Origin of the sequence: Ureibacillus sp. FSL K6-2830, from assembly GCF_038004145.1 — a bacterium.
In the GTDB taxonomy this organism is placed as follows: domain Bacteria; phylum Bacillota; class Bacilli; order Bacillales_A; family Planococcaceae; genus Ureibacillus; species Ureibacillus thermosphaericus.
In genome coordinates, this window is the sequence record NZ_JBBOQR010000001.1 from 1,228,566 (window position 1) to 1,240,950 (window position 12,385).

Here is a 12,385-nt window from a genome sequence, read left to right on the forward strand (position 1 = left end):
ACTGAACATTTTCCTCTTATAATCTCTATAATACTAACTCACTTTGCTAATTCGAATTCTAATGAGATACATTTCTTAGTTGTTTAAAGATATTCCTGCCTATTCTTCGGAATGTTTATCAACCCTTTATTATTCTTTAATTAATTATGAAAATACTAGTAAATCATTTTGAAATGTTAACCCAAACAAGTATAATTAATAAGTTAGGAGGTTGCCTATAATGAAAAAAAGTTCTATCACAGAAAAGGCAAAACCTTTTGTCAAATGGGCAGGTGGAAAAACACAACTTTTACCTATAATAGATGAAAAGCTACCAAAAGAATTAACTCCAATTGGAGAACCTAAAGGAACTATTACACGTTATGTAGAGCCTTTTGTAGGAAGTGGCGCAGTATTATTTCATTTACTTCAGAATTACAATATTGATGAGGCATATATTTTTGATATAAATCCAGAATTGATTTTAGTATATAAAGTAATTCAAGAAAAAGTTATGGATTTAATTGATGTTTTAAAAGAAATTGAGGAAGAGTATCTTTCCTCAGATTTAATAGGTCGCAAAGAAAAATATTATGAAGAACGGAAGGCTTTCAATAAAAAAGTCAATTCATTTGACTTTAATAAAAAAGAAATAGATAAAGAGTCAGTTCAACGTGCAGCACAATTCATATTTTTAAATAGAACTTGTTTTAATGGATTATTTAGAGTTAATAAAAAAGGGGAATTTAATGTTCCTATGGGATCTTACAAAAATCCTACAATATGTAATGAGGAAAACTTAAAAGCCGTTCACAATCTCCTTAAAAAAGTAATAATTTTCAATCTTGATTATAAAGAAAGTAAAAAATTTATTACACCTGAAACTTTTGTATATTTTGATCCACCATATAGACCACTCTCAACTAGTTCTAGTTTTACATCATATTCTAAAGAAGATTTCTCAAATGAAAAACAAAGTGAATTAGGGGAATTCTTCAAGCAAGTAGACAAGGAAATTGGTGCTAAACTAATGTTGAGTAATTCTGATCCCAAAAATACAGATCCTAATGATAATTACTTTGATGATTTGTATAAGGGGTTTGAAATCGAACCCGTTTCCGCACGTAGAAATATAAATTCAAACTCTTCGGGTCGTGGAAGTATTAGCGAACTTTTAATTCGTAATTATAAATAAAAAGAGTCTAGGACATAACTAAGCTTCAATATAATCGAGTAGGAGGGAGTGATTAGCTCCCGTCCCCTCACACCACCATACTTACGTTTCCATAAACGACGGTAATAAATTCATGTAATTCCAAATACTGAGTATTCGGTTTTTTATTGAGAACCTTCCAAGAGTTGAATAAACATTTTATGACTCCCCACCATGTTTTCCGGCAAGTTGCTGCGTTTAAAGAAGCGGACTTCGAGTGTTTCGGAAGGCTGGCATTGAAGGGTTCCCTCCGCTTCGTCTGTATAAAAGACGGCGGTCACGCTGTAAAATTCGTCGCCATTTGACGCTTTTGTATAAAAATCTTTGCCTGAAAAGACGTGGAGAAGTTTTAAGTTTCGGATTTCAAGGCCGATTTCTTCCCTCACTTCCCGCACAGCCACTTCTTCAAAACTTTCACCAAGTTCCATTAGCCCTCCAGGAAGCCCCCATCTTCCTTCCGGGCGTTTTTGCAGAAGGACTTCTCCCTTGCCATTGCCGATGATGACCACAGAGCCCGGCAAAATCAAAGGTTTTGTTCCGACGTATTGCCTTAAAAACTTATAGTATTCCATATCTTGTCTCCTGTCCCAAGTTGATGCGCTTTTTTAATTTTGAACGTACTGTTCAATTTTAATAAAGGCTATATTAACCTCTCAAGCACTATTTTGAACGATGCTCCAATTCTCATACAATCCCTTTAAACCATCATTGCAATCTATTCTTTCTTCTCTTCTTCCTTTTCACTCTTTATTTCCTCAAGGATTGAAATCATGGACAAGATTATTGGGCAATCCCCGGCAGATACGGAATCCAGTTTTTCGTCCCATATCAGTCAAAAAAGAAATGAGCAATTGTCTATCCTTTCGAATGGCTTGCATGGAAAACGAAACAACATCGATCCCGAATTGAGTATTTCTTAATAGTTCCAAATCTTTCGTCTTCTATTATTGCAGCTGCTCAATTCAATGCATCTGCAATAATTCCGTTTTCTCAAATTTACGTTACATTCGATGGAATTGCCGTCCGCTGTAAGCTGCCTTTCCTTTCATCAGGCATCCCCTTCTAGATCTCCAGCCAAATCGATCCCCTATAAAAAAACCGGCTGCCGAATTCCGGCATGCCGATTTGATTTATTTGGATAATGCGATTTTAATCTGGGCCAAATGATGTTCTTCGTGCCAACGCATTTTTGCAAGTTCCGACGCTACAGCAGTTGGGCCGTTGATTTGATGGTTGTATGTGCGCTTCAGTTGTTCTTCCGTTAGCGTCTTTCCCAATGAAACGATGCGTTCATTCGTTCCCTCCAGGATTTTAATGGAGCTTTCAACAGGAAGAGTTGTATCCGGAAGAACTGCCCACAGATTTTCATCGAATACCGGCACACTTGCATGGTCGTCTGTGAGCGCCAATTTCAATCGAATATACATGTTTACTTGGGCATCCGCTATATGATGGACCAGTTGGCGAACTGTCCATGTCCCTCACGGTATGTTTTATCCAACTCCTCGCCGCTCAATCCGTCCACCGCTTCCCGCAATCGACGTCCGAACGTTTCAATTTCCTTTAGCCACTCTTGCACTTGTCCCAACGTAATGTTTTCAGGAACTTGCAATTCCCCAATAGGATATCGAACATCCATTCTTCATACACCCCTTTTTTTCAACAGTTCATTGCCCTATTAAACTTTGCCTGGATAGAGGCCTCTAGCCTTGATATTCCGGATTCCCGTGGCGCTTGCATCCAAACAAGTAGCATGCACTCGTAAACGGAGCAGAAAATTGCAATTGCGGAACATATCCGGAAGTGACCCGCTCTTTCAATTGTTTATAATAGTTGTATTCCCTCGTATAATTTTCGAGTGCGTCTCTCTTTTGCGCCTCGGTCCAGTTTTCATTCACTTCTTCCTGCATAATGGCTTTGTTTGTTTCTTCAATCTCCTCTTTAATGACTTCATCTAAACGGGAGAAATTATTCGTCTTATACAAAGCATACACAAATCGGCTAATCCAATAGGAGCTGCCGGAGTATGCATTATACCCTTTTTCAAACCATTCGATTGCTTCGTTGTAGCAGTCCAGCTCAACGTATAAATCGGCAATTTCGATTTCGCCAATCAAATGATAGGATCCCTTGTTAATGAAATCCAATTTTTCTTTTGCTTCCTTTGTTCTTCCCAAATCAATCAAGCATTTTATATAGCTATACATGGAAATGTCCGAATCTTTCTCTGCCAGCAAGTAATACTTTGCTGCAAGCTCCAGTTCCCCAAGATGATAATAGACTCCCGCCAAATTGATGAAGGCTTCGTTTGATGGCTGAATCGAAATGGACTTCTGTAATGCCTCTTCCGCTTCCTTCCAACGTTCCTGTTTAATTCAAATTTCTTCCAAAATATTATAAGGAAAATAGGAAGCAGGATTCATCCCAACCGCTTCTTTAATCAATTCAAGGGCCCGGTTGACATCCTCTTTCTCATAAAGGTACATCCAGGCCAGATTGTTCAAGGATTGTACGTTTTTCGATTCATCCACTGCTTTCAAAAACAGTTCCATTGCCTTCTCATATTCGTTTTGTTCATACAGTTCAATTGCTCTCTGATTCGTATCCAACTAACAATACACCCCATAAATTAGATTTGATGAAATAATCATGATTGTGAATTCATAACAATAACTGTATTCTCCATATTTAAAAGGGTTACGTGTGGAAAAACGTAACCCATTTCTATACTATATTATATTATTTTACTTCTGCTTCTTCAAAAAGCATAGTACCTTTTTCTTTTAAATTTGTATGGAAGGAGAAGGCTTTTTCAAGGATGTGTGGTGTTTGTCCACCCACTTTTTCTTTTGCTTCTTCAAAGTATGCACGTAATTGTGGTCTGTACATTGGATGTGCGATTTCGATAATTTTTTCTGCTCTTTTCACTGGTGGAAGTCCGCGAAGATCTGCATATCCTTGTTCAGTAATAATTACGTCTACATCGTGCTCTGTATGGTCAACATGCGATACGAATGGTACGATTGCTGAAATTGCTCCACCTTTTGCTAATGAAGGCGTTACGAAGATAGTAATACGAGCATTACGTGCAAAGTCACCAGATCCACCAATACCGTTCATGATATTAGTACCGCTTACGTGTGTTGAGTTTACGTTACCGTAAATGTCAACTTCTAAAGCTGTGTTAAATGAAATAACTCCTAATCGGCGAATAACTTCTGGGTTATTTGAAATTTCTTGAGGTCTGAATATGATTTTGCCTTTGTATTTTTCCAAGTCTTCCGCTAATGAATCAACGCGTTTCTTAGAAAGCGAGAACGCAGTACCAGATGCGAATTTAACAACCCCTGCATCAATTAAGTCAAAGATTCCATCTTGTAATACTTCAGAGTGAACTTCTACATCTCTGAATTGAGCATCTTTCATATTTTTAAGAACTGCGTTAGCAACAGAACCTACTCCAGATTGTAGCGGAGCTAAAGAAATTGGTAATCTTCCCTCTTCTACTTCTTTATTTAAGAAGTCGATTAAGTGGTCTGCAATTGCTTGTGTTTCTTCATTTGGCTCAAATAAAGGAGAAGGAATATCAGGTTGTTCAGATAAAATAACACCTTTTACTTTTGCAGGATCAACTTTGATTCCAATTTCACCAATGCGGTCAGAAACGTTGTAAATTGGGATTTCTCGACGTTCACCTTGTTCTTTTTGTACATAAATATCGTGAAGACCTTCATATGCTCTAGGTGCAGTTAAGTTTACTTCGATGATAACGTTTTCAGCTTTCTCAACAAAAATTGGAGAGTTACCTACAGAACCAGTTGGGATAATTAAGCCATCTTCAGTGATTGCTGCCGCTTCAATAATCGCATAATCAATTTTTCCTAAAGTACCTTTTCTTACTTCTTCAGCCGTATGAGACAAATGTTGATCGATATAGTACATTTCGCCACTATTGATTTTTTTACGCATTACCGCGTTTCCTTGATATGGAACACGTAAATTAATGATTCCTGCTTCAGCCATAGCTTGGTCAGCAGCTGGTCCAAGTGAAGCGCCAGTATAAACATTGACTTTAAAGTTTTCTTTTTTGCCACGTTCTGAAAGCGCTCTTGGGAACTCTTTTGGCTCACCGAAAAGTGTGAAACCACTCATACCAAGGTTCATTCCATCTTCAATCCAAGAAGCCGCTTCCTCAGCAGATACTATTTTGTCTAAGAAAGCTTTGTGTCGAATAACTTGGCTTAAATCCTTTTCCATTACATGTCACCTCGTATTAATTATAATTTAGTATTAAATATATGAAGAATTTTTAAATAAAACACAATTTTTCGAATACGAAGCCTAAAAAAAGTGTATATTTTTTCACTTACCTTTAAATTTTATTGTAAATATGAACCATATATTCGTCTAATAAAATATTTCTATGATTATAATAGAAAAAAACTATCATTATATAGAAATAATTGCTTTTTCAAACTTTTCTCAAAGGATTGATAACTTTATAAAAATAGGTATAATATTGATTAATCGGGGCATTAGCACAGTTGGGAGTGCGCTACGCTGGCAGCGTAGAGGTCACCGGTTCGAGCCCGGTATGCTCCATTTTAAAAGAACCGCTAATCATTCCGCGGTTCTTTTTATTTTATATTAAAAAACAATTTTTTAACTGTTCGATGCAATTTTTTCTGCTTATCGAAAATTAACATATTCCTTTTTATAGTTATAGATGATATAATTTTATATCTCCATCTTCAATTGTTCTTTATGACCATATTCTCATTCCATATTCCCTCAAACATGCAAAAAAGCAGGTATTGCCGGCTTCCATGCTAGTTTAAAATAGAAAAATTCTTCTTATGCATAAATATTCATATTATTAACCATTAAGATATGGAAGAATCACCCCTAAATGGTTCATTTTCCTTGTAATAAACGCAACTTTTCATTTAATTTTTTATACACTACTTGTAGCTCCCTTTCCGTACTTGCTTCCACTGCTTCATCTAATAAAAACCACTTGATATCGCTGTTTTCATCTGGTTTAATATGCAATAATTCGTGTTCATTTGCTTCCAGTAAGAAAGTAGCATTCAGATGCAAATGAGTCGCCACATGTCTACCTTTTTTTTCATGGGCTGCGACACCTAAAATTTCGATTGAAAATATATCTTTCAATACAGGGGTTACTTGTTTTAAACCCGTTTCTTCCTTCGCCTCTTTCATAGCTACTCCTAATAAGTTGGCATTTCCATCGGCATGCCCCCCTACCCATGACCATGATTGATAAATATTATGGTAGACCATTAACACTTTTGTACGGTCTTTATTCACAAGCCAAGCAGATGCAGTAAAATGGGCAAATTCATTATCACGTGTCAATAAGTTATCAAAAGTATCCATATAACGTAAGATAAGTTCTTGATCCTTTGCTTCTTGTGCGTTATATGGCGTATAGTTTTCAATTTGTTGTCGTAAAACCATGATTGCTACCTCGATTCTTCTTTAATTTCATTAATGGTTTGACTAGTGCAACATGTTAACAAAATAGGCGTCTTTTTCATATCAAGACGTCATGATTTATCCAGATTTTAATACTTTGTTTTGAAAATAGAATATTGGCCTTTTCCCTTTTCTTTTGCTATATATAAAGCCACATCCGCTTTTTTATAAAGCAAATACTTATTGTCCCCATCGTCAGGATAAAAAGAAATGCCGATACTTGCAGAAACCCCAAGATTATTAATGTCTGTATTTCGTTTAACAAGGTGATTAATTTCCGTAATGATTTTCTGTGCCAATTCTTTCGCTTCTTCGGTCGTTGTTGAATTCAGAACAACAATAAATTCATCTCCACCATAACGATAAGCCTCCCCATTTTTCGGGATGAGGCTGCGAATAATTTGAGCCACTTTTTTTAACAGCACATCTCCTGATTGATGTCCTAACACATCATTAACTTCCTTAAAATGATCTAAATCAATCATGAAAAAGGCTGTTTTCTTCCCTTTTTTCGTTTTGATTGCCGTTATAAATTCATCAAATGCAGAGCGGTTTGCAAGTCCCGTTAAGCGGTCATGGTAAGCTAAATACATTGGTCTTGCAATCACAAAAGATAGCACTAGTACGAAGCTAAAAATAATGATTAATTGAATGACAAACATTTTTTTTATTTGATGCAGATTGGCATTCCAAAGTTTTTCATCATAGATGATTTCAATTACTTTATTTTGAGCAAAGTCACGATTAAATTCTGATTCATAAAACATGTAACGGAAAGTAGCAGGTGTACCATTCCAATAATAATTTATTTCTGTCGGTTGTTTCGATGAAAACGTTCTGTCAAAGGCTTCCTTTTCTTTTTTCGTTAAGCGCCTTTCATTAGTAGATTTGCCAAGCGTTAATCCTCCAATGTTCAAAATATGAATGTCATAAATAAATGGATATAATTCTTTTAATTCTTGGATGTGATTAAAAAAGTTAAACGCCTTGAAAATATTATTTTCATTTAAAGAGTAGCTCAATTCAATCACATACTTTTTATCTGGTGTAGCCATGTAACTATACTTCTTTATTTCCCCTGTTTGTTGCTCTATATCTAACGCATCATGATAAAACTCTCCAGTCGCTCTTCTTTCATTTAATAGGGTGGTTAGTTTTTTACAACATTTCGTAAAATCTAGACCAATATCTTGTTCAAAACTACTATGAGTAATCACATTTTCTTTGTTGATTATGTATATATGCATCCCTAATTCTTGATTCAAGCCTTGGAAATCCCATTCATCAAAGTTTGGATTTTCATTATACTTCTCTATTAACATCTCCGTATATTCTTTCATTTTTTCAGCGCTGTTATCATCTAGCAGTAGAATCGCCTTTTCATAGGATTTTAAAGAATCTTTGATTGCGTCTTCTATCCGTTTAAAAACAATTTCATTTTCCGCCTCCGTTTGTTTCTTCAACTGAATAAAAGAAACGATTGCTAGAAAAGTGCAACTCATAATCGCTAATATTACGATACTTACAATTAATTTGACCCTTAAATTATATTTCATCTAACCACCTATATTTCATAGTTGAAAAGTATTTTCATGACACAAAGATAGAAGGCAAAATAGTGACACCCCAAAGAATGCCTCATTTTGCCTATCATAACCACTTTTATTAAAGAAATATCCCACCAATTATTAGGCCCATCATCACAACAAAAGCAGGATGAACTTTTAATTTTTCAAGAGCTATGTATGCGCCTACGATGAGTATAATCGTATAAATTATTCCAATTGTATCATAAGACGTTATCAAAAAATCAAAGGTCAATTCTGCAAGCAATACAACAACTGCCGGTAAAACGAAACTAGACAATCTTTTGACTTTCGGGGATTGCCGATAGCGATATAAAATGTTAAGTAAAATCAACATGGCAACTAATGAAGGCCCTACTGTTGCAAACAATGCTACAATCGCCCCCAAAACGCCCCCGACCTCATAGCCAATGTATCCTGCCATTTTAATCGCAATCGGTCCAGGCAATGAATTTCCCAACGCCAATACTTCGCTGAACTCTGATGTATTCATCCATCCATACTTATCAACAACTTCATATTCAATTAACGGAATGGAAGCAGGCCCCCCTCCATATCCTAAAATCCCTGGGTAGAAGAAGGCCAGAAATAATTGTATATAAATCATTCTTTTCTCTCCTCTTTTTTGATTGGGAGAAGTAGTGCAATCAGAAGCAATCCTGCGATGATGATGCCAGGATGTAGCTTCAGAATCAGCATTCCAACGATTGAAACGCACAAAATAATGCCTCCGACTTTCCACCCAAGAGACTTATGAGATTTTTTAAGAAAATCCCAAGTGAGTACTCCAAGCATTACGGCTACAATTGGAATAACTCCATTCGACATTCCTTTTACAAAATCAAAATCTTTAAATTGTTTGAGTGTGGCAAGGAAAAGAATCATTAATATAACCGATGGGAGAATAGCAGCGATTAAAGCATTGATTAAACCTAGCCATCCACCTACTCGATAACCAATATATCCAGCCATTTTTGTAATAATGGGGCCAGGTAAAGTATTGCCTATTGCTAACACATCCGCAAATTCTTCATCGGTCATCATTTGAAAGGTAGCCACTACTTCTTTTTGAACAAGAGGGATAGTTGATGGCCCTCCACCAAATCCCAACATGCCAGAACGGAAAAAGGCAATAAATATATCTCTCTGCCTTGCCATACTTTATCCCCCTTTATCGTAATGTAGGTAAAATTCTTATAGAATAGTATTTATATTTTTTATATACTTTATATCTTTCTCTCTATATATTTTACAAAAATTTCATATTTTGCAAATTAATTGTTATATTACGAACGAGAGGAATTAGAAAATTTTTTAATACCCAATGGCTATACCATCACCACGAGGATCTGCTCCTCCATACTTCACTCCCTTTTCATCGATATATATCGCTCCTGCGTGTCCCATTAAATCCGAAAATTCTTCTACCACTTCCACCTCATGCCCAAATCGTTTCAACTCCTTTTGCACATTTTTCGGAATACGACTTTCCACTTTTAATGTATTAGTGGTTGCTCCCCAAGTCCTGCCGTATAAAAATCGCGGAGCTTCGATAGCTTCCTGTACATTCATACCGTAATCGATAATGCGTGTTGCAAGGAGCGTTTGCGTTTGTGGCTGACCTTCTCCCCCCATAGTTCCGTAAATTAAGACTGGGCGATTATCCTTCATCAGCATGGCAGAATTGAGCGTATGGAAGGAGCGTTTTCTCGGTTGTAAGGAATTTACGTGTTTGTCATCTAAAGAGAAGAAGCTGCCTCGATTTTGCAATAATACCCCTGTTCCTTTTGGAATAAAGGCGGAACCAAATTCATGATAAATGCTTTGAATGCAGGAAACAGTATTTCCTTTTTCATCCACCACCGCAAACCAAACCGTATCCCCCTTTGGATCCATGGCAGGCAATGCCGTCGCATGGCAACTTTCTTTTATCTTTTCAGCAAAGCCAACTCCCCGCTCTTTACTGAGCAATTCGTTCAGCGGAATATGGTTGTATGTTGGATCAGTTAAATACTTGTCACGGTCTCGGAAGGCATGTTTGATGGCTTCTGCTAATAGGTGATAATACTGTGCAGAGCCTTCTTCAATCTCTGCTAAATTCAATTGATTTAAAATATTCAATATGGATAAAGACGCCAATCCTTGTGTATTTGGCGGAAGATTATAAGCCACAAAGTTACGATAAGGCACTGAAATGGGCTCCACTAAATCGCTCGTATGTTTTTGGAAATCCTCTTTTGTCAAAATGCCTCCGTGTTTCTGCAAGTCTTCCACCATACGTTCCGTCAATTCACTATCATAAAAATAGTCCGCGCCGTTTTGTGCAATGAGTTCTAATGTGTGTGCCAAATCTTCTTGAATGAAGATATCTCCCACTTTGTAAGGCTTGCCATCCTTTAGAAAGATGCGAGAAAACTCTTCAAAACGATTTAATGCACGAAACCTTTGATCTTTTTCATCCAAATTTACTTTCGTCCATGTGTGTTGGCTTGGAGTCACAGGAAAGCCTTCCTTTGCATAGGCAATCGCTTGTTCAAGGAGCTTATGCCATGGCATGGTACTTCCCATTTCATCTTGTCCGTATTGATATGCTACATTCCATCCCCGAACTGCACCGGGTACCGTAATAGCCGCAAGTGGACCGCGCGCAGGAATTGTTTCGTATCCTTTGGAGCGATAAAATTCAATGCTTGCCCTTTTGCCCGAACGACCACTTCCATTAATCGCTTTGATTACCCCGTTGTTTGCGTTATAAATGAGCCAAAAGTTATCTCCACCAATGCCATTCATGTGAGGATAAACAACGGCAATGGTTGAAGCCATTGCAATAGCAGCTTCAATTGCATTCCCTCCCTCTTTTAACACAGAAAGGCCTGCCTGTGATGCTAAGTAGTGTGGCGACGTCACCATCCCTTTCATTGCCATTGTCGTTGCTCTATATTGAACCATTCTCCTTCCCCCCTGTATAATCCATCAATCAACCTACATAATCTTCATTTTATTCTGTAAATTGAAAATGTAAAGAGTTTACAGTTTTTTATTTTTGATTTCTTCAAAAGGAAGGAGATTTGCCAAAACTGTTTAAACCTTTAGTTAATTTATCGACAAACTGCAAGGATTTTTTGAAATTCATGAGTAATATATTAATAATGTCGAATTGCAATTCTAGTAAAGTTATTTAGTTACTAAGCGGGAGGTGTTAAATTTTGAAAAAAGTCCGTATGTTAATGATTTTGCTTATTTGTATTCTTCCCTTGCCAGCATGTATACAAGAAATTCTTTTATATACTGGGGAAAGCGATTATTGGAGTATACGTTATGAAGTGAATAAAAGTGAAGTTTGCGGAAAATCAAGTGGAGCTATTAAATATATAGGCAATGAGCCAGTTCCCGAAAGTATAAAGTTCTCCATTGATAATTTAGAAGGAGATGTTTCACTAGAACCTGAAGGAGTATTCAGTTTACCTTTTGGATGTTCTAATGTGAGTAAGGAATCGGAAATTGAAGCTATAATAGAATGGGATGGCAAAACAGAAACCATTGCACTAGAGTTAAATTGATGAATAGATACGGGTTTAATTTCAACTTATCAACAACGAGGGGACTTCTCCTCGTTTTTCTCATTATTAAAGGGTCATTTAATGTCTTATTTACAATCGCAACAGTAAGCGGCTTTTTCTTCACGAAGGCGAAATGAAGTCGAGATTTTCGAATAATAAACTTTCGTCCAACAACTACTTCCCCTCGTCAGATAATAAAGGAATAGCCTCCTTAACGGGGATAACGATATGTCGCTACGAAAAAGTTCCTTCCCTCCAAAAAATTTTTTATTCCAATAGAAGATCCTATTTAGTTGTCTTTCAGATAGAATTCAACACCTTCTGTTTCATGTACCAAATCTTCGACATTCAAGGAAATTCCCCTCCCAAAATAAGACATTTCTCGGGAAATAATGCAACATTTCATCTTTTCTAACGATTAATGATCTTCCGTTTTCTACATTTATATCTACAAAAAGATAGACCAGTCGAACCTAAAATTCGACTGGTCCATGCAATCTATTCCTTCATTCATAACCACACGCAATTAAATATTTTAATAGATTCGC

Annotated in this window: 9 protein-coding genes, 1 tRNA gene and 2 pseudogenes; 3 read left to right on the top strand and 9 right to left on the bottom strand. The window is 36.6% G+C overall.

What is annotated here, in order from left to right:
* Positions 1-220: 220 nt before the first annotated feature.
* On the top strand, positions 221-1,174 hold the full coding sequence (locus NSU17_RS06015; RefSeq protein WP_340704576.1) for a DNA adenine methylase: 954 nt from the start codon (positions 221-223) through the stop codon (positions 1,172-1,174).
* A gap of 143 nt (positions 1,175-1,317) precedes the next feature.
* Here the strand turns inward: NSU17_RS06015 and NSU17_RS06020 are convergent, their stop codons facing one another.
* The 4 genes and pseudogenes from NSU17_RS06020 to NSU17_RS06035 form a co-directional block, all read right to left on the bottom strand.
* A complete protein-coding gene (locus tag NSU17_RS06020) occupies positions 1,318-1,764 on the bottom strand; it encodes an NUDIX hydrolase (RefSeq protein WP_340704577.1) in 447 nt (148 codons plus the stop codon).
* A gap of 558 nt (positions 1,765-2,322) precedes the next feature.
* Positions 2,323-2,831, bottom strand: a pseudogene (locus NSU17_RS06025) (YfiT family bacillithiol transferase).
* A gap of 64 nt (positions 2,832-2,895) precedes the next feature.
* Positions 2,896-3,801 (bottom strand): annotated as a pseudogene (locus NSU17_RS06030) (tetratricopeptide repeat protein).
* Positions 3,802-3,931: 130 nt separating this feature from the next.
* Positions 3,932-5,449, bottom strand: coding sequence for a succinate CoA transferase (locus NSU17_RS06035; RefSeq protein ID WP_340704578.1), 1,518 nt, complete (start codon positions 5,447-5,449; stop codon positions 3,932-3,934).
* Positions 5,450-5,721: 272 nt separating this feature from the next.
* On the opposite strand from NSU17_RS06035, the gene NSU17_RS06040 reads away from it, so the two are divergent.
* Positions 5,722-5,794, top strand: a tRNA-Ala gene (locus tag NSU17_RS06040).
* A 312-nt stretch (positions 5,795-6,106) separates the two neighbouring features.
* Here NSU17_RS06040 and NSU17_RS06045 read toward each other — a convergent pair.
* From NSU17_RS06045 to ggt, 5 genes are all read right to left on the bottom strand, one after another.
* On the bottom strand, positions 6,107-6,673 hold the full coding sequence (locus NSU17_RS06045; RefSeq protein ID WP_340704579.1) for an NUDIX hydrolase: 567 nt from the start codon (positions 6,671-6,673) through the stop codon (positions 6,107-6,109).
* Positions 6,674-6,780: 107 nt separating this feature from the next.
* The gene (locus NSU17_RS06050; RefSeq protein ID WP_340704580.1) at positions 6,781-8,247 is read right to left on the bottom strand and encodes a GGDEF domain-containing protein; all 1,467 of its coding nucleotides are present in this window, start codon (positions 8,245-8,247) and stop codon (positions 6,781-6,783) included.
* Between the two features lie 109 nt (positions 8,248-8,356).
* Complete coding sequence (locus NSU17_RS06055) at positions 8,357-8,884, bottom strand: chromate transporter (protein ID WP_340704581.1); 528 nt, start codon at positions 8,882-8,884, stop codon at positions 8,357-8,359.
* Entirely contained in the window at positions 8,881-9,435 is a 555-nt protein-coding gene (locus tag NSU17_RS06060) for a chromate transporter (protein WP_340433355.1), read from the bottom strand. The genes NSU17_RS06055 and NSU17_RS06060 overlap by 4 nt, the downstream gene beginning before the upstream one ends.
* Before the next feature lie 156 nt (positions 9,436-9,591).
* On the bottom strand, positions 9,592-11,226 hold the full coding sequence (gene ggt, locus NSU17_RS06065) for a gamma-glutamyltransferase (protein WP_340704582.1): 1,635 nt from the start codon (positions 11,224-11,226) through the stop codon (positions 9,592-9,594).
* A gap of 257 nt (positions 11,227-11,483) precedes the next feature.
* On the opposite strand from ggt, the gene NSU17_RS06070 reads away from it, so the two are divergent.
* Positions 11,484-11,837 (top strand): hypothetical protein, encoded by a 354-nt coding sequence (locus NSU17_RS06070; RefSeq protein WP_340433360.1) that lies wholly within the window; start codon positions 11,484-11,486, stop codon positions 11,835-11,837.
* Positions 11,838-12,385: the final 548 nt, after the last annotated feature.